The organism is Methanosphaera sp. A6 (assembly GCF_001729395.1).
Lineage (GTDB): Archaea > Methanobacteriota > Methanobacteria > Methanobacteriales > Methanobacteriaceae > Methanosphaera > Methanosphaera stadtmanae.
Window position 1 is genome coordinate 1 of sequence record NZ_MAIF01000142.1, and the last position, 18,776, is coordinate 18,776.

Annotated in this window: 17 protein-coding genes; 14 read left to right on the top strand and 3 right to left on the bottom strand. The window is 27.9% G+C overall.

Annotation, left to right across the window (positions count from 1 at the left end):
- Positions 1-110 precede the first annotated feature (110 nt).
- The 3 genes from A9758_RS05955 (at position 111) to A9758_RS05965 (ending at position 2,740) form a co-directional block, all read left to right on the top strand.
- On the top strand, positions 111-710 hold the full coding sequence (locus A9758_RS05955; protein WP_011405635.1) for a hypothetical protein: 600 nt from the start codon (positions 111-113) through the stop codon (positions 708-710).
- A 73-nt stretch (positions 711-783) separates the two neighbouring features.
- Positions 784-1,704: a branched-chain amino acid transaminase gene (locus A9758_RS05960; RefSeq protein WP_011405634.1), complete on the top strand. Its 921-nt coding sequence runs from the start codon at positions 784-786 to the stop codon at positions 1,702-1,704.
- A 205-nt stretch (positions 1,705-1,909) separates the two neighbouring features.
- A complete protein-coding gene (locus tag A9758_RS05965; RefSeq protein ID WP_011405633.1) occupies positions 1,910-2,740 on the top strand; it encodes an undecaprenyl-diphosphate phosphatase in 831 nt (276 codons plus the stop codon).
- Positions 2,741-2,747: 7 nt separating this feature from the next.
- Here A9758_RS05965 and A9758_RS05970 read toward each other — a convergent pair whose 3' ends face one another.
- Entirely contained in the window at positions 2,748-4,352 is a 1,605-nt protein-coding gene (locus tag A9758_RS05970; RefSeq protein ID WP_011405632.1) for a bifunctional N(6)-L-threonylcarbamoyladenine synthase/serine/threonine protein kinase, read from the bottom strand.
- Between the two features lie 123 nt (positions 4,353-4,475).
- Here A9758_RS05970 and cobT point away from each other — a divergent pair, with 123 nt between their 5' ends.
- The 5 genes from cobT (at position 4,476) to A9758_RS05995 (ending at position 9,225) form a co-directional block, all read left to right on the top strand.
- Positions 4,476-5,555 carry a nicotinate mononucleotide-dependent phosphoribosyltransferase CobT gene (cobT, locus tag A9758_RS05975; protein ID WP_011405631.1) on the top strand — a complete coding sequence of 360 codons (1,080 nt, stop codon included), beginning with the start codon at positions 4,476-4,478 and terminating at the stop codon, positions 5,553-5,555.
- Between the two features lie 54 nt (positions 5,556-5,609).
- Positions 5,610-6,161, top strand: coding sequence for an XTP/dITP diphosphatase (locus tag A9758_RS05980; protein ID WP_011405630.1), 552 nt, complete (start codon positions 5,610-5,612; stop codon positions 6,159-6,161).
- A gap of 101 nt (positions 6,162-6,262) precedes the next feature.
- On the top strand, positions 6,263-6,664 hold the full coding sequence (locus tag A9758_RS05985) for a 30S ribosomal protein S15 (RefSeq protein ID WP_011405629.1): 402 nt from the start codon (positions 6,263-6,265) through the stop codon (positions 6,662-6,664).
- Positions 6,630-7,997 (top strand): DHH family phosphoesterase, encoded by a 1,368-nt coding sequence (locus tag A9758_RS05990; protein ID WP_011405628.1) that lies wholly within the window; start codon positions 6,630-6,632, stop codon positions 7,995-7,997. The genes A9758_RS05985 and A9758_RS05990 overlap by 35 nt, the downstream gene beginning before the upstream one ends.
- A 7-nt stretch (positions 7,998-8,004) precedes the next feature.
- Complete coding sequence (locus tag A9758_RS05995) at positions 8,005-9,225, top strand: aconitase X catalytic domain-containing protein (RefSeq protein WP_048059786.1); 1,221 nt, start codon at positions 8,005-8,007, stop codon at positions 9,223-9,225.
- Between the two features lie 94 nt (positions 9,226-9,319).
- Here A9758_RS05995 and A9758_RS07600 read toward each other — a convergent pair whose 3' ends face one another.
- Positions 9,320-9,463 (bottom strand): hypothetical protein, encoded by a 144-nt coding sequence (locus A9758_RS07600; RefSeq protein ID WP_158005523.1) that lies wholly within the window; start codon positions 9,461-9,463, stop codon positions 9,320-9,322.
- Between the two features lie 205 nt (positions 9,464-9,668).
- Between A9758_RS07600 and A9758_RS06000 the strand changes: the two genes are divergently transcribed.
- From A9758_RS06000 to A9758_RS06025, 6 genes are all read left to right on the top strand, one after another.
- A complete protein-coding gene (locus A9758_RS06000; RefSeq protein ID WP_011405626.1) occupies positions 9,669-11,927 on the top strand; it encodes a DEAD/DEAH box helicase in 2,259 nt (752 codons plus the stop codon).
- Between the two features lie 4 nt (positions 11,928-11,931).
- Positions 11,932-12,318, top strand: coding sequence for a (deoxy)nucleoside triphosphate pyrophosphohydrolase (locus A9758_RS06005; protein ID WP_011405625.1), 387 nt, complete (start codon positions 11,932-11,934; stop codon positions 12,316-12,318).
- A gap of 15 nt (positions 12,319-12,333) precedes the next feature.
- On the top strand, positions 12,334-15,147 hold the full coding sequence (locus tag A9758_RS06010; protein WP_011405624.1) for a DUF3427 domain-containing protein: 2,814 nt from the start codon (positions 12,334-12,336) through the stop codon (positions 15,145-15,147).
- A gap of 56 nt (positions 15,148-15,203) precedes the next feature.
- Complete coding sequence (locus A9758_RS06015; protein WP_011405623.1) at positions 15,204-15,938, top strand: tRNA (adenine-N1)-methyltransferase; 735 nt, start codon at positions 15,204-15,206, stop codon at positions 15,936-15,938.
- Positions 15,939-15,955: 17 nt separating this feature from the next.
- The gene (pyrB, locus tag A9758_RS06020) at positions 15,956-16,870 is read left to right on the top strand and encodes an aspartate carbamoyltransferase (RefSeq protein ID WP_011405622.1); all 915 of its coding nucleotides are present in this window, start codon (positions 15,956-15,958) and stop codon (positions 16,868-16,870) included.
- Between the two features lie 283 nt (positions 16,871-17,153).
- Positions 17,154-17,474, top strand: coding sequence for a cupin domain-containing protein (locus A9758_RS06025; RefSeq protein WP_011405621.1), 321 nt, complete (start codon positions 17,154-17,156; stop codon positions 17,472-17,474).
- Between the two features lie 53 nt (positions 17,475-17,527).
- Here A9758_RS06025 and A9758_RS06030 read toward each other — a convergent pair whose 3' ends face one another.
- Positions 17,528-18,682 carry a Cdc6/Cdc18 family protein gene (locus tag A9758_RS06030; protein WP_011405620.1) on the bottom strand — a complete coding sequence of 385 codons (1,155 nt, stop codon included), beginning with the start codon at positions 18,680-18,682 and terminating at the stop codon, positions 17,528-17,530.
- Between the last annotated feature and the right edge of the window lie 94 nt (positions 18,683-18,776).

Genomic DNA, 18,776 nt, shown 5'->3' on the forward strand with positions numbered 1-18,776 from the left:
GATTTAAAAAAATATGAAAAATATAAAAATAATAGAAAAAAATATAGATAATCCTTTAAATCATGAAAAAAAAATTATTAAATAACAAATAAAAATTGAGCGAGAAAATAATGAATAAAAAGATGATTTTAATAGGCCTTATCTCATTAGTAGCTCTTATTTCTATAAGTTCAATTAGTGCTTCTGATTCTACTTATAATAATAACCACTGCTATGCATGTAACTACAGTGATTGTCAATGTAGTAATTCATGTTTATGTAAAGACCCAAATTATAAAATAATAACTGAAAATGAAACTAAAATAAGAAATAACAATAATTGCTACTACTGTAATGAAACATGTAACTGTCCAAATGATTGTTCCTGTAAACAAGTAGATAAAGCAGAAGATTCAACCTATTCCTCAAAAAATCCAGTGATAAATATTTGGAATTACTTTATAAATAGTATTATAAATATAATAAAACCAGATTCTAATCCAAATAACACACAAAACACAACCCAAAATAATACAACTAATAATACAACTTCCCAAAACACGTCAATAAATAACACAACAACTGATAATAGTAGTGATGTTGGTGGTGCTGATAATAGTCAATCAACAACAAGTAATGTAGAAACTCCAGAACAAAATCCTACTGAAGTAAGTACACGTGGTGTCAACTCACAAAGTCAAGAAGTATCACAAGAACAAGTAGAATATTAAATTATTAAAAAAATAGATATTATCTAAGTAATATATATTATAATATACAAAAAACTATGAAGGAAATAATAAAATGGCATTTGATGAAACAGGAAAAATATGGTTTAATGGTGAATTAGTAGATTGGAAAGATGCTCAAATACATGTTTTATCACACGTAGTTCACTACGGTAGTAGCGTATTTGAAGGTATTAGATGCTATGACACAGAAAATGGACCAGCAGTATTTAGATTAAAAGATCACATGAAAAGATTGGAAGATTCTGCTAAAGTATACAGAATGGACATTCCATACACACGCAATGAATTATGTGAAGCTGTAAAAGATACAATAAATATAAACAACATAAGATCTTGTTATATAAGACCAGTAGTATTCAGAGGATACAAAGAACTTGGTGTTTATCCAATGAATTGTCCTATAGAAACTGTTATTGCTGTATGGGCATGGGGACAATACCTTGGAGAAGATGCTCTAGAACAAGGAATTGATGTATGCACATCATCCTGGAGAAAAATGGCACCAGACACTATGCCAAACTTAGCTAAAGCTGGATCAAATTATATGAATTCACAATTAGCTAAAATAGAAGCAACAACTAATGGATACAAAGAAAGTATTATGCTTAACTATGAAGGTACTGTTGGAGAAGGTACTGGTGAAAATATATTCTTTGTAGAAGATGGAGAATTATACACACCAGATATTGGTTCATCTGTATTAAAAGGTATTACAAGAAATACTATTATAACGATAGCAGAAGATTTAGGTTATAAAGTAAGAGAAGAAACAATACCTAGAGAAAGATTATACACAGCTGATGAAGTATTCTTTAGTGGTACTGCAGCAGAATTATCTCCAATAAGATCTATTGATAAAATACAAATAGGTAAAGGAAAACGTGGCCCTGTAACTAAAGAAATACAAGATAGCCTATTTGATATAGTAAATAACAAAGTTGAAGATAAATATGGATGGTTAGACTTTATATAATTGTTCAATCTTCATTTTTTTCTCTTTTTAAATGATGTTTATAAAAAAAATATCATATTAATTCTTAAATTTTAAATAAACAATAATTTTATTATTTGAACAATACATATTTATCTATTAACATAGAAAAGACTTATTTATGATAATTATCAATTTTATGTAAATAATTTATTAAATTTTAGATAAAAAAAAATTAGGTGATAGATTGTTAGATATATTAAGTGCTATTATTTTAGGAGCAGTTCAGGGAATTAGTGAGTTTCTACCTATTAGTAGTTCAGGTCATCTTGTTTTAGTTCCAGCCCTTCTTGGTATTGAAACTGGACTTGCATTCGACACTATATTACATATAGGAACATTAGTTGCTATTTTTACCTTCTTTTGGAAGGATATTATAAATCTGATAAAAGGATTTATTCTTAGTATTATTGATCTTACAGAAGGAGTAGATATATTTAAAAGAGAACTTCATAGAGTTCCAGAAAAAAGATTTGCATGGTTAATCATTGTAGGTACTATTCCAACAGGAATTATGGGTATTTTATTAAAGGATGCTATTGAAACAATATTTAGAGGTACTTTATTTGTAGGTATTTTCCTACTTGTTACAGCTGCTGTTCTTTATTATTCAGAAAGACATTCATCTGGACAAATTACTCAAAAAGATATGTCCTTTAAACAAGCATTGATTGTTGGTATTTGTCAAGGACTTGCAGTATTTCCAGGTATTTCAAGATCTGGATCTACAATTGCATCAGGATTATGTCTTGGACTAAACAGAGAATATGCTGCTAGATATAGTTTCTTATTAAGTATTCCTGCAGTTATTGGAGCAGGTCTTATACAAATTAAGGATATTGCTACACTTGATGCATCAGCAAGTGTACTTCTTGCTGGATTTATATCATCAGTAATATTTGGATATTTATCTATAAAATTACTTATGAAAATGATTAAAGGTTGGAGTTTAGATATTTTTGCATACTATTGTACAATAATAGGTATTATAACAATTATATTATCAGTGGTATTATAAAAAAAATTTAGAGGTATCTTCCTCTTTTTTCAATTTCATCTATTTTTTTAATTACATCTTCATTATCATAACCATTTAAGAAGTAATTAAATAGTTCTTCTGATTTTTCTGGAATTATTGTATTTAATGATTTTTTAAATACAAGTAGATCTGTTCCTTTATCTTCTAAGAGATTACTATACTTTCCTAGTCCAAAATCAATGAATATTGGTTTATCATCTTTTATGAGTATGTTAGCTGTTGTTAGATCCCCATGAATTATTTCACCTTCATGCATTTTAAAAACCATTTCTCCAATATTTGTAAATATTTTCTTTATATCTTTATCAGTATTTATTATTTCATGTAACTTAGGAGCATCTATTTTTTCTAGAATAATATCTTTTCTATTAAGATCTATTGAATAGATATAGGGTGTTGTTACTCCATATTTTTTACAATCAGAGAGTAATTTTGCTTCTTCTTTAGTTCTCTCTAATCTTAATTTTTCATCTAGTTTATCTACACGATATTTCTTTTTAACACGATGTTTTATAATAACTTCTCTCTCATCCCAAATACCTTCAATTATATCGGCTTCAGCACCTTTTTCTTTAATATTATCAGGGAGATTTATATTATGCTGAAAGTTATCTTTTATCCATGTAACTTCTACTTGATCTGTTCTATACTTTGGATTAATATAACTATTTTCTATACCACATTTATTCTCATCATATGATAAAAGACCCACTCTTGCTATCATAGAACCATTATCACCACAATACTTCATAGGAGGCATGTAAAAGTCAACATAATGATCCTCACACATAACTTGTAGCATCTGACGTAACTTACTATTTGCAGCAACACCTCCACATAACAACACTTCATTCTTTCCAGTGTAACTTATTGCCCTTTCTGTTACCTCACAAAGCATTGCAAAACATGTTTGTTGAAAACTATTACATATTACATCTAAGTCAACACCTTGTTTATACTTATTAATAGCACTAGTTAAAATTCCAGAGAAGGATAAATCCATACCTTTAACAACATAGGGTAATTCTATTGTTTTATTAGTATTTTCTGCATGTTTTTCAACAATAGGTCCTCCAGGATGTCCTAAACCAATATCCCTTGAAAACTGATCTAAACAGTTACCAATTGCAATGTCCAATGTTTCTCCAATAATCCTATATCTTCCAGATTCATAACTAATTATTTGAGTATTACCACCACTTGTATATAATGTTAAAGGATCTTTAGCTCCAGTTGTTAATTTCCCAATCTCCACATGCCCTATACAATGATTTACACCGATTAACGGCACCCCAATATTTTGAGATAAACTTCTTGCAGCAGTTGCAACAGTTCTTAAAGCTGGTCCAAGACCAGGACCCTTTGCAAAAGACACTAAGTCAATATCATTAATAGATAAATTTGACTCTTCAAGTGCCTCTCTAATTAAAGGTACAATGTGTTCTGCATGAAAATTTGCTGCTTCCCTTGGATGAATTCCACCTACTTCTGGATAAAGTTGACATCCACAAGTAGCTAATATATTTCCATCAGAGTCCACAATACCAATACCACACTTTTCTGCTGTACCCTCTATTCCTAGACAAATCAATTAATGTTCTCTCCATTTAAATTATTCTTTAAAAATAATTAATAACTATTATTATATCTTGATACTATATTTAATAATATAATCGTATAGATAAGTAATGAATTATTATAGTTAGTGATGTAAATGACAGAAAATATAAAAATATATGGATCAGAAAAACAACTAGAAAGACTTAGAAACAATGATGATATTATTTTCGCATGTGTTTTATCAAATACAGCAGTATCTAAAATACCAGGTATTAGTGGTGCTGGTGGAAGTCCAGAATTAACACCATACACTCCTGCATTAGATGCAGAACTTATAATGAAAAATATGGCACTGAGTCTTCCAGAAATTGCTATGACAGTTGAAGATGGAGATCCTACACCTACTCCAGGAGTACTTACTAAAGCAACCCTTGATTTACTTAATATTCCGTTCATTGCAATAAATGCAGGACTTGAAGTTACTCCTAAAGTTCCATACATTGAACTTAATGGACAACCTGGAGGAGACTTAAGAGAAGGTAATGGTGTTCCAAATCCTAAAGAAATATTTGACAATGCTCTAATAACTGCAAAAACTTTATCTAAATTAACTAGTCATATTATGATTGCTGAATCCACACCTGCAGGTACTACAACAGCACAAGGTGTATTAACAGCATTAGGATACGATGTAAGAGATAAAATCAGTGGATGTATGCAAATAAATCCACATGAATTAAAAAACAGTGTTGTAGATGCAGCATTAGCAAAAAATAATCTTAAACCAGGAGATCTAAAAGACGATGCTTTTAAAGCTGTTGAAGTTGCAGGAGATCCTACAATCATTGCTATAGCAGGACTTGCTATTGGTAGTGACGTACCAGTCACACTTGCTGGTGGAACACAAATGTTAGCAGTATGTGGAGCAATAAAAGCTATTGAACCAGATTTTGACTTTAGTAAAATTGCTATTGCAACAACTGTATATGTTGTAAATGATGAAACATCAAACATGTTAGATATTGCAAATCAAATCGATGAAAACTTAACTGTTTATGCAGCAGATCCAGAATTTGAAAAATCAGAAAATGAAGGATTAGCAAGATATACAAAAGGATCTATAAAAGAAGGCGTAGGAGCTGGTGGAGCTATACTTTATGCACTCCTGAATGGAAAAACAGCTGATGAATACCGTGCAAAAGTAGAAGAAATTGCTAAAGCTCAAATGGAATAATATATCATTCCATTCCACTTTTTTTTATAAAAAAAATTATTATTAATGATTAAAATGAGAGTAACATTTATTACTGGAAATAAACATAAAGTTAAAGAGGCAAGAGGTATCTTTGAAAAATTTGGTATAGAAGTTGATCATGAAAATCCAGGTTATCCTGAAGTTCAAGGATCAATTGAAGAAGTAGCAGCATTTGGTGCAAAATATGTTGCAGATTTACTTCAAAAACCAGTTATAGTAGATGATACTGGATTGTTTATTAGAGCCCTTAATGATTTTCCTGGAACATACTCATCTTATGTCCAAGATACTATAACAAATAAGGGTATTTTAAAATTAATGAAAGATGAGCCAGATAGATATGCCGAATTCAGGTCATGTATTGGTTATTGTGCACCCAATTGTGAACCCAAGACTTTTTTAGGTGTTGTTTCTGGAGAAATTTTATCAGAAGAGAAAGGTAACAATGGATTTGCATATGATCCACTCTTTTATGTTGAAAAATATGATAAAACATATGGAGAGCTTACTACTGATGAAAAAAATGAATGTTCACATAGAAGATTATCAATGGAGAAATTTGCTAACTGGTATTCTAATTTGTGAATAGTAAATTATTATATTATTGAAATTATAAAAAAGAAACTATGATTTTTTTAAATAATAATATAAAATACTATAAAAATAAATTTATGGAGTAAAAAAATATGGCAGCAAAACCTGAATGGGTAGAACAAAGCCCAGAAGAAATTGAAGAATTAATAGTAAAATTACATAAAGAAGGACAAAGTACAAGTCAAATTGGTATTACATTAAGAGACCAACATGGAATTCCAAATACTAAAGCAGTGCTTGGAGAAAAAATTACAGATATTCTTAAAAGAAATGGAACTGACTTTGAATATCCTGAAGACTTATTAAACTTAATTAAAAGAGCTGTAAACATAAGAGAACACCTCGAAGAAAATCCAAAAGATATTCACACAAAAAGAGGATTAATTAAAATAGAATCTAAAATCAGAAGACTTGTAAAATACTACACAAGAAACAATGTTCTTCCTGAAGGATGGAGATATGATCCAAAAACAGCAGCTTTACTTGTTAAATAGAGCTGATGAAGCTTGTAATCTTCTTAGATTACATATTGAAAAAGGGCATGTTGTGAGAATTATTTCTCACAACGATGCTGATGGACTAACTTCTGCTGGAATTTTTGCAAATGCAATAAAAAAAGCAGGAGGTAAATTCCATATTACAATATTACCACGTCTTAGAGACAGTAATGTTAAAGAACTTAATAAATCCAGATATAAATTATTTATTTTCTCTGATATGGGAAGTGGAAATCTAGAAAGTATTTCTAAATTAAAGGGTGATGTTATTATTGCTGATCATCATCAAGTACCTGAAGGTGTTAATCCAGAAATACAAGTAGATAATAAAGAAATAATTCACGTAAATCCTCATATTTTTAATATTGATGGAACCAAAGAAGTTAGTGGTTCAGGTCTTTCATATTTATCTGTACATGGATATGAATATTATGAATTAGCAGGTTTGGCTCTAACTGGTGCATATGGAGATATGCAATTTAAAAATGGTCCTCAAGGAATTAACAAACTAATTTTAGATGAAGGTGTTGCGAATAATACACTTGTTATGAAAAATGAATTAAAATTAGCTTATGCAAATACTCAAACACTTGATAAATCCATCACATACACGTATACTCCAATAATTAATGGATTATCTGGAGATTTAGAGAAAACAAGAATATTTTTAGAGGAACATGACATTCCTAAAGATAAGTTACTTCATCAATTATCCCCAGAAGAATATGAAACTCTTAAAAATGAATTAATAAGTATTAATGAGGATATTTATGGAAAAATATACACTATTCCAAATATTAGAAATGAATTAACTAATATTGAGGAGTATTCTAACCTATTAAATGCATGTGGTAAAAATAAAGAATATACTGCTGCAATAAGTATTCAAATGGGAAAATATCAACAAATGGAATATGCTAAATCATTACTTTCTAAGTATGGTAGTACTATGCAAAATGGAATTGAGTGGATAAAAAGAGAAGGTAGTATTGAAAAGGAGAATATTCAATATATCTATACTGAAGATAAGGAGCAGAAGAAAATTGCTGCTGCTGTAAGTAGTATTGGTATAGATCTTGGATTATTACCAGATAAACCTATATTAAGTCTTATGAAGATGGATAACCTTATTAAAGTATCCTCAAGAACCACTGATAATATGATTGAAAAAGGAGTAAATCTTGGTGTTATTATGAACCAAGCATCAAATAACTTTAATGGTTCTGGTGGTGGACATAACATAGCAGCTGGTGCAACTATACCAGCAAATCAAAAGGATAATTTCATCCATCTTGTTGATGAAATGGTTGAATATCAAATTAAGAAATAATATAAATATGAAAGAAGATTGTGATAATATGCAGCTTACAAAATATGAAGAAGACATGTATAATGGTGAATATGGAGAAGGAAAAGCAGAATGTATGGAAATTCTAGTAAGTTTAGGTAAAATATATGATGCTGAAAAAATGATTCCTATTACATCTGCCCAAGTATCTGGAGTTTCATATAAAACTATTGGAGATGCTGGATTAGATTTTGTAGTTGATTTAGGTAAAAAGGCAGATGTTACCCTTGAAACCATGTTAAATCCTGCAGGTGTAGATATTGAGAATTGGCAGGAATTAGGATTTAGTAAAGAATTTACTGATAAACAAATTGATATAATCAATGGATATGAAAGTATTGGTGTTATGAGTACTTGTACATGTACACCATATCTTATAGGAAATACACCTATGCTTAATGAACATGTTGCTTGGTCAGAATCATCTGCTGTATGTTATGTTAATAGTGTTATTGGTGCTAGAACTAATCGTGAAGGTGGACCAAGTGCACTTCTTGCAGCTATTGTTGGAAGAACACCATATTATGGAAATCATATACTTGAAAATAGAGTAGCTGATATGATATTTAATGTAGATTATGATTTTGTAAATGAAGCAGAAATTGGTGCTTTAGGTTATTATGTTGGACAGATTGTTAATGATAAAAAACCATACTTTAGAATTAATAAAAATCCTGGACGTAATAATTTAAAAACATTAGGTGCAGCTCTAGCTTCTAGTGGTGCTGTGAGTTTGTACCATGTGGAGAATGTTACTCCAGAGGCTGATTATTCAAGGTGTCATGATTCATTTGAAGAACTTGAAACAGTGACTGTTGATAAAAACATGATTGAAGAAACTCTTGAACAATTAACTACTACTGATAAAATACCTGATCTAGTATGTCTTGGTTGTCCTCATGCATCTATATCTGAAATTCAGGAAGTTGCTAACTTAGTTAAAGACAAGAAATTAACTAAAGATCTATGGATTTGTACTTCAAAAGCTATTAAATCAATAAGTAAACAGTGTGGATACTTGGATATTATTGAAAAAGCTGGAGGTAAAATTGTATCTGATACTTGTATGGTTGTTGCTCCTATTGAAGAGTTAGACTATGAAGTTATCGGAGTAAATTCTGCTAAAGCAGCAAATTATGTTCCAAATATGTGTAAATTAGATGTTGTATACGATACTGTTGAAAATTTAATAAATATGATTTCAGAATAAGTTATTATTATGTTAATATAATTAATTTATATTAATATTTACTCTTTTTATATTTTTAGAATTTTATTTAAAATAAAGGATTTTTATTGGGAGTTTAAGCTGTGAATTTAACTTTGTTTACTGCATATTGTCCAAACATCATCTTTTTAAGAAATGTTTTTTTCATTATTTCTTCAGTTTCTGCTAATTTTGATAAGTTATTTTTTGGAATGTTTTTAGTTGATAATAATTTTTTCATTTTAAATACCTACTTTTGTTCAAGTTTTTATTCTTTTTTATAATTCTTTGTATATTATTATATAGTATTTACTTTTATTTATAATTATTTGTATACAAATAGATAAACATTGTTTAGTTTTATAGAAATGTAATACAAATTATAATAATATACCCAATAAAAAAACTAGGATTAATAAACAATATAAAACAAAGAATTTATTATCATGAAAAACTGGATTGAACATGAATATTTAAATAAGAATGTAATAGAAGGAAGATTATATCAGCAAAATTTAGCTATGAGTGTCCTTAAAAAGGGTAACACCATGATAGTTGCACCTACTGCTATGGGTAAAACAGTTATTGCAGCATTAGTCTCAGCAGAACGTTTAAAACACTATAAAAACAGTAAAATACTTATATTAGCACCAAGTAAACCATTAACTCTTCAACATGAACATAGTTTTAAGAAATTTCTAAAGGCAAGTGTTACAAGTTTAACTGGAAATGATAAGCCAAGTGATAGAAAAAAATTGTGGAATGAAAACCAAGTAATATGTGCAACTCCACAAACAATAGAATCTGATATAATATCAAAGGAATATAACTTTGAAGATATAAGTTTACTTATTCTTGATGAATGTCATCATGCAGTGGGATCGTATTCCTATGTCTATCTTGCCCAAAAATATGTGCAACAGGCGAAGAATCAGTTAATATTAGGATTAACTGCCAGTCCTGGTTGGGAAGAATCAAAGATTAAGGAAGTTTCTCATAACATATATGTTAATGAGATTATAATAAAAAGTGAAGATGATGCTGATGTTGCACCATATTTTAATCAAGTGCAGACAAAGTGGATAAAAGTAAAACTTACAGAAGAATTAAAGGAAATTAAGGATTTACTCTCTGAAACTCTTAAAATTAGGTTAAGAACTCTTAAAAAATTAGGAATTATTGATTCAATTTCAAAGCCATCGAAAAGAGAAATTCTTGTTGAACAAAAAAGATTACAACAAAAGATTGCATCTAGTAGTAATCCTAAAAAGGAGTATTTTACTGGAGTATCTATTTTAACTGAAGTTATTAATATAATGCATTCACAGGAATTACTTGAAACACAGAGTATTAAAACCTTAAATAATTACTTTAATAAATTAGAGAAAAAGAAAACCAAAGCAGCAAAATCTCTTAAAAATGATTATAAATTCAATAAAGCAGTACTTTTAACTAGAAGATATAAACAACAAGATATTGATCATCCAAAAATGAAGAGATTAATAGAATTACTTAATCAAATAATTGATGATGATAAAAAAAGTAAAGTAATTGTATTTAGTCAATTTAGAGATACTACAAAGTCGATATATGAAAATTGTAATAAGAATAATCTTAAGGCTCTACGTTTCTATGGACAGGCTTCTCGTGAGAATGATAAGGGTTTAAGTCAGAAAAAACAGATTGAAACAATTAATGCTTTTAAAAATGAGGACTATAATATATTAATTTCAACAAGTGTAGCAGAGGAAGGGATAGATATACCTTCTGTAGATTATGTTATATTATATGAACCTGTACCTTCAGAAATTAGAATGATTCAAAGAAAAGGACGTACAGGACGAAAACATAGTGGTGAAATGTTTATTTTAATGACTAAAGGTACTCTTGACGAATCATATTACTGGTCAAGTCAAAGAAAAGAAAAGGCTATGAGAAATAACGTTTATAATTCTCATAAAAAGGAAATTACACTTGAAAACTACGTTGCAAAAAAGGAAGATGTTAAAGTATATGATTCTAATAAAAATAAAATAGATACACAAGAGGTTTCTGATGAAGCAGAAGTTGTAATCTATGTTGATTATAGGGAGAAAAATTCCAATATCATGCGTGAACTTGATAAGATAAATTGTGAAGTTAAGGTAAGAACCATGGGTGTTGGTGATTATCAAATAACTGATGATATTATTATTGAAAGAAAAACTATTGATGATTTTAGTAAGTCAATTACAGATAAAAGATTATATCAGCAAGCTAAAGAATTAAGTAACAATTGTCAAAAACCTTTAATGATAATTGAAGGGGAAAACATTTATCATACATTCCTTCATCCAAATGCTATAAGAGGTGCCCTTGCAACTATAGCACTTGACTTTAAAATACCAATTATACAGACACAGAATGAAACAGACACTGCATTCATGCTAAAGAGAATTGCTCTTCGTGAAAAAGATAAAGATAATAAAAAACCCGTAAGTATTAGAACACAAACAAAACCTGTAACACTTCCAGAACAACAATTATTTATTACAGAAAGTCTTCCAGGAATCGGTCCAGTATCTGCAAAAAATCTATTAAGACATTTTAAAAATGTTAAAAATATAGTAAATGCATCAAAAAATGAATTAAAAGATGTTGAAGGAATTGGAGAAAAAACAGCAACGAATATCATAGATGTAACACAACGTGAATTTAAGGAGTAAGATAATGTTAAAAAAAATAAATGTTGTTGCAGCAGTAATAAAAAAAGATGATAAATATCTTGCCACACAACGAGGATATGGTGAATTTATTAATATGTGGGAGTTTCCTGGTGGAAAAATAGAACCTAATGAAACAAGAGAAGAAGCTTTAGTTAGAGAAATTAAAGAAGAGTTAGATGCTGATATTACTCCCATTAAATTTTTATTAACAGTAAAATACACTTATCCCACTTTTAAACTTACAATGCACTGTTATTTATGTAAATTAAATGATGATATTACATTATTAGAACATAATGCATACGCATGGCTTAAACGTGAAAAATTAAACACTGTTAAGTGGCTACCAGCAGATATTGAAGTTATAGACTATATAATTAACAATAATTAAAAAAAAGGTGGAGTTATGTCAGAATCTAAATTTATTTTAAATAATACTAAGGATAACATCAAGGTTATTAGTACAATAGAGAGTAATTTAAAACAATGTGATGAATTTATTATCAGTGTAGCTTTTATTACTGAAAGTGGTATAACTCCCCTACTTCAAATTCTTAAGGAATTAGAAGAAAAAAAAATTCCTGGTAAAATATTAACTACAGATTACTTATTTTTTAGTCAACCAAGGGCACTTATTCGTTTAAATAACTTAAAAAATATAGAAGTTAAATTATATTCTGTTAATGAAACAGATTTTGGTTTTCATACAAAAGGATATATTTTCAAAAATAAAAAACACTACAACATCATAATGGGAAGTTCTAATTTAACTCAAAAAGCATTGACTGTTAATAAAGAATGGAATCTTCTCATATCACCAGATTCAGATGAAGAAATAAACAATGAAATAATAGAAACATTTAATGAATATTGGACAGAAGCAATACCTTTATGTGAATGTATTGATGAATATACTAACTTATATAATGAAAATAAAAAAATCCAAATCGATTCATGGATAAAACCACGACATAAAACATTAACTCCAAACAATATGCAAAAATCATTCATTAAAAATCTAAGAAAATCATTAGCAAAAAATGATAAAAAAGGATTGCTTATTAGTGCTACAGGTACTGGTAAAACATTTGCATCTGCATTTGCCTTGAAAGAAATTAATCCTAAAAAAATACTTTTTTTAGTGCATAGAGAACAGATTGCAAAACAAGCAATGAAATCCTATGGTAAAATATTTCATGAAAAGACTTTAGGAATTCTTTCTGGAAATAAAAAAGATTATTCTGTGGATTTCCTATTTAGTACTGTGCAGATGATGTCTAAAAAAGAAAATTATGAAAGATATAATAGAGATTATTTTGATTTTATTGTTATTGATGAAGTTCACAGGGCAGGATCTGTATCATATCAAAAGATTATGAATTATTTTAATCCAATATTCTACCTGGGTATGACAGCTACTCCTGATCGTAGTGATGAATTTGACATATATTCACTTTTTAATCATAATATTATCTATGAAATAAGATTAAAAAATGCTCTAGAAGAGGATATGTTATGTTCATTTAATTATTTTGGAATAACAGATAATGCTATAGATGTAAATGATATGAGCAAAACTAGAATAGATAATATCATTGAAAATATAGAGTATTATGGTTACAGTGGAAGTAGAGTTAAAGGATTAATCTTTTGTAACAATATACATAATGCTAAAATATTATCTAAAGAATTTAATAATAGAGGTTATAGAACACTTAGTTTAAGTGGAAATAACACTCAGAAAGAACGAAAAGATACTATTGATAGACTGGTTAATGATGATAGGTGTGATAACTTAGATTATATTATTACTGTTGATATTTTTAATGAGGGTGTAGATATTAAAGAAGTAAATCAAATAGTTATGCTACGTGAAACTGAAAGTAGTATTATTTTTATTCAACAACTTGGTCGTGGACTACGTAAATATAGTAATAAAGAATTTGTTGTTGTTCTTGATTTTATTGGTAATTATAAAAATAACTTTTTAATACCTGTTGCATTATCTGGAGATACCACATACAACAAGGATAATATTAGAAAGTTCATGATCAATAGAAATAATTTATTAGTAGGAAGCTCAACTGTACATTTTGATAGAATATCAGAAAAAAGAATATATGATTCTATAAACAGGGCTAAACTTAACAATTTAAATTTCATAAGAAATGAATATATTCAACTTAAAAATAAGATTGGTAGAATTCCTACATTATATGACTTCTACATATATAAACAGTTAGATATTAGTTTTATTATTAATGCAATGCATAAATTAAATTCATTAAAATCTAGTAAAACATATCCTTACATGGTAAATAAGATTGATATAGAATATGAACTTCAATTAACTGAATTGGAATTATTATATCTTCAATTTTTAACTTTAAAAATTATTAATGGTAAAAGACCACATGAATTAATAATACTTAAAGAAATTATTCAAAATAATACACTTGAAATAGATGATTTGGAAAATATTTTAGAAAATAACTACAACATAACAAACAATAAAATAAGTATTAAAAGTGCTCTACGTGTCCTTAATAAATCATTTTATAAGCCAAGAGAATATAATTTATACAAAAAAGCCACATTTATTAATATAACTGAAAATAATATTATAATTACTGATAAATTCAAAAAATTACTTGAAAAAAATGAATTTAGAGAAAATATGTTTGATTTAATTAAATTAGGTCTCAAACAATACTGTGATAAATATATTCAACATATTGATAACATGAATTTCAAGTTATATGAGAAATATTCAAGGGAAGATATTGCTCGTCTTTTAAATTGGCCTGAAAAAGATGCAATATATGGTTATGTTATTAAAAATAACATAGAAGCTGAAAAAACATGCCCATTTTGTGTTACTTATGATAAAAGAGAAAATAGTGTTGAGAGTACTAAGTATGTGAATAAACTCTATGATAATCAAACTCTAAGTTGGATGGCAACAAGTTCTAGAACTTTTGAATCTAAGGATATTAGGGAAATTATGGATTATGAAAAAAATAACATGAAATTCTACTTATTTATGAAAAAAAACAATGATGAAGGAAAAGAATTTTATTATATGGGACCAATTATTCCAACAGAACCTACAGAGACTAAAGTTAAAGATAAGGATAATGTTCTTAGGGATACTGTTAGTTTTAAACTTAAATTAAAGTATCCTATTAGGGAGGATATTTATGAATATTTTATTAATTAAAAGATTAAAAATAATAAATAAAATTTAGTGCAATATAATAATACAAGGGATTAAATATGAAAATAATAGTAGACAAGAAAAATAGAAAATATGTAATACATAATACAGAGTTTCATACAGAAAAAGGAGTAATATCTCAGGAAGATATTATAAATGCTAAGGTTGGTGATGTACTTGAAACTCATATGGGTAAGAAATATACTGTAATTGAACCTAACATTAATGATTATATTGATTTAATGAAAAGAAATTGTTCTATTTTATTACCACAAGATTTAGGATTAATCACTGGTTTTACTGGTATTGGTTATGGTAGTAAAATTGTTGAATCAGGTACTGGTGCTGGAAGTAGTCTACTATTTTTTGCTAATATTGTTGGTCCAGATGGTCATGTTTCTAGTTATGAAATTAGAGAAGATTTTGTTAAAATAATTAAAGAAAATATTAGTGGCACTGATTTTAAAAATATAACATTATATAATCAAGATGTAACTGAAGGCTTTAAAGAGGAAGATAATTCTATAGATTTAGTATTTCTAGATTTACCAAAACCTGGAGAAGTTATTGAAGATGCATATCGAATACTAAAAACTGGTGGTTTTATAACTGTTTACACACCATATGTTGAACAGTTCCAAATTGTTAATAAAGTATTAGGTAAATCTGGTTTTAAAAACATTAAAATTAGAGAAGGAAATGTTAGAGAATTAGAAATTAAGAAGAATAAAACACGACCAAACAGTAGAATGGCTGGTCATACTGGTTATATTACATTTGCTAGAAAATTATAAGAAAGGGTGATTTGAATATGAAGTTTAGTTTAGAAAATATAATATCTATAAGAGACTTTAAAAAGAGTGATGTTGAATATATATTGAATCTTGCTGAGGAAATGGAACCTATTGCTAAATCTCAGAAGGTTTGTCATGAAAAGGATGGTAAATTATTAGGTGTTATGTTTTATGAACCATCAACTCGTACACGTTTATCATTTGAAACTGCTATGAAACGTTTAGGTGGAGATGTTGTTGGATTTAATCAAAAACAAGGTACAAGTATTCAAAAAGGTGAAGTATTATATGATACTGCTCAAATAGTTTCTCAATATACTGATGCTATTGTTTTAAGACATGATATGGAAGGAGCTGCTAGATTTGTATCAAATATTGTTGATGTTCCAGTGATAAATGCAGGTGATGGTGCAGGACAACATCCAACACAAACTATGCTAGATTTATATACTATTAAAAGAACATTAGGTGAATTAAAAAACTTAAAAATTGCTCTTGTTGGGGATTTAAAGTATGGACGTACAGTTCATAGTTTAGTTTATGCACTTGCAATGTTTAATGTGGAAATTGTATTTATATCACCAAGTGAATTAGAAATGCCACCAGAAATTCTCAGAGATTTAGAGAAATTAAATTGTAAATTTTCTATTAAAAATTCTTTAATTGAAAATATTGATGATGTGGATGTTATATATATGACTAGAATTCAAAAAGAAAGATTTCCTGATCCTAAAGAATATCTAAAAGTAAAAGGTCAATACACATTAACTAGTAAAAATTTAAAAGATTCTAATACCATCATAATGCATCCTCTTCCAAGAGTTGATGAAATTGACTTTAATGTAGATAACCTATCAAATGCTATGTACTTTAAGCAAGCATTTTATGGTGTTCCAGTAAGGATGGCATTGCTTGATTCAATAATAAAATAAATTCAAAAAACAAGAAGAATAGTTGCAAGTGTAAAAAAAATAATGAAAGATGAATTACAAGTGTAACTATGGTTAAAAATACATAAATATAGATTTCAAATCTAATAAGAATAAAAAAAAGAAGTATTTCAAATGTATAAATCTAAATTTAGAAAAACAAGAAGATTGATTTCAAGTGTAAATATGTTTCCAAAAAAATAACATATAGATTCACTTCAAATGTAACATAAATATATTAAACAAATTATAATATATAAAAACAAAAATAGAGGAGTTAAAAATTATGTGTGAAAAAGCAACAATCTATGAAACTGAAAAATTAGTAGAATATCAGGAAGGTTCAGTAGTAAGTAAAGAAATCATTAAAAAAGAAACAGGAACAGTAACTGTTTTTGCATTTGATAAAAATGAAGGATTATCTGAACATACAGCACCATTTGATGCTATGGTTCAAGTGATTGATGGAACTTTAGAATTAACTATTGATGGTGAATTATTTACACTTACAAAAGGTAATATGATTATAATGCCAGCAAATATTCCACATGCATTACATGCAAAAGAAAGATTTAAAATGGTATTAACAATGATTAAATCAAATTAAACAATAGATAATTAATAATAAAAATAGTATAATAAAAAATAGTAGATAAAGAATTAATCTTTATATATTAATGCTTTATCTATTAATTCTATATCACATTGAAGTGTGATAATATTTGTTCGTCCCTTACCTCTTCCCCTAGAGATTGTATTTGTAGAAATTAAACCTAACATTTCTAATTCATTAATAAAATCAAAGATTCTTCTATAAGATACTTTATCATTCTTAGCTAGATCTTGATAAACTTCATATAATCTTCCAGAAGTTATTTCTTCTCGTTTTTTTGTTAAGTAAGTTATTGATTCAAGAACTTTTTGTTGTTGAATTGGAAGTGTTACAACAACATCTATTATTTTACTATGTTCAATACGATCTTTTGCTTCTTTTACGAAACTTTCTTCAATAACAGAAGATTCTTTTTCATCTGCAATTTCCCCAGATGTTTTTAATAAATCAAGAGCATAACGTGCATCTCCTTCTTCTTTTGCAGCAAGTGCAGAACATAATGCTATTACACCTTCAGATATTGCTCCTTCACTGAAGGATACTTTTGATCTTTCTTTTAGAATATCTATTAATTGTTGTGCATTGTATGGAGGAAATACAATTTCCCTATCTCTTAAACTACTTTTTACTTTAGGTTTAATGAATTGTTTAAAGTCAATATAATTACTTATTGATGTAATTGCTACGTTATCAGTACGTGTTAATGTGTATAATATATTGTCTCCATCATTTTTAAGAATAACATCCACTTCATCTAAAATTACTATTAAAATTAAATCTTCACCAAGAATATTTTTCTTAAATAAATTTCTAAAAGCATTTACTACTTCTGCTTTTGTCCATCCTCTATATGGAACAGGTTTTCCTAATTGTTGACATAAACGTGCAAGTATCTGATATTCTGTATTATAATCAGTACAACGAATGTATTCGACACGAATATTTAGATTTTGTTCAGCAGCTACTTCTTCTAACTGTTTTTTAGCATAGAGTGTAACAGCTGTTTTACCAGTTCCTGTTTTACCGTAAATGGTAATGTCAGGAGGTGTTATTTTATCAAGTGATTCTACCCAATATTGAGCAATGGATTTAATTTTTTCATCTCTGTGAGGTAGAGTTTCAGGTATAAATCTATGATCAAGGTATTTTTTTGTTAAAAATATCGAATCTTTATTGTTGATTGTTTTAAATATATTATTCATTTTATCCTCCAAAGAATCTTAGATGTATTTCAAGTATATTTATATTGGTAGTAATATAAATTCAAGTGAAAAATTAAATAATTAATATTTTCTA

Excerpts from the sequence above, each read along its gene's own strand:
- A9758_RS05990 (WP_011405628.1), top strand. The coding sequence starts at position 6,630 with ATGATCCAAAAACAGCAGCTTTACTTGTTAAATAGAGCTGATGAAGCT.
- A9758_RS06000 (WP_011405626.1), top strand. The coding sequence starts at position 9,669 with ATGAAAAACTGGATTGAACATGAATATTTAAATAAGAATGTAATAGAA.
- A9758_RS05955 (WP_011405635.1), top strand. The coding sequence starts at position 111 with ATGAATAAAAAGATGATTTTAATAGGCCTTATCTCATTAGTAGCTCTT.
- A9758_RS06005 (WP_011405625.1), top strand. The coding sequence starts at position 11,932 with ATGTTAAAAAAAATAAATGTTGTTGCAGCAGTAATAAAAAAAGATGAT.
- cobT (WP_011405631.1), top strand. The coding sequence starts at position 4,476 with ATGACAGAAAATATAAAAATATATGGATCAGAAAAACAACTAGAAAGA.
- A9758_RS05985 (WP_011405629.1), top strand. The coding sequence starts at position 6,263 with ATGGCAGCAAAACCTGAATGGGTAGAACAAAGCCCAGAAGAAATTGAA.
- A9758_RS07600 (WP_158005523.1), bottom strand. The coding sequence starts at position 9,463 with ATGAAAAAATTATTATCAACTAAAAACATTCCAAAAAATAACTTATCA.
- A9758_RS05960 (WP_011405634.1), top strand. The coding sequence starts at position 784 with ATGGCATTTGATGAAACAGGAAAAATATGGTTTAATGGTGAATTAGTA.
- A9758_RS06025 (WP_011405621.1), top strand. The coding sequence starts at position 17,154 with ATGTGTGAAAAAGCAACAATCTATGAAACTGAAAAATTAGTAGAATAT.
- A9758_RS05995 (WP_048059786.1), top strand. The coding sequence starts at position 8,005 with ATGAAAGAAGATTGTGATAATATGCAGCTTACAAAATATGAAGAAGAC.
- A9758_RS06030 (WP_011405620.1), bottom strand. The coding sequence starts at position 18,682 with ATGAATAATATATTTAAAACAATCAACAATAAAGATTCGATATTTTTA.
- A9758_RS06015 (WP_011405623.1), top strand. The coding sequence starts at position 15,204 with ATGAAAATAATAGTAGACAAGAAAAATAGAAAATATGTAATACATAAT.
- pyrB (WP_011405622.1), top strand. The coding sequence starts at position 15,956 with ATGAAGTTTAGTTTAGAAAATATAATATCTATAAGAGACTTTAAAAAG.
- A9758_RS05980 (WP_011405630.1), top strand. The coding sequence starts at position 5,610 with ATGAGAGTAACATTTATTACTGGAAATAAACATAAAGTTAAAGAGGCA.
- A9758_RS06010 (WP_011405624.1), top strand. The coding sequence starts at position 12,334 with ATGTCAGAATCTAAATTTATTTTAAATAATACTAAGGATAACATCAAG.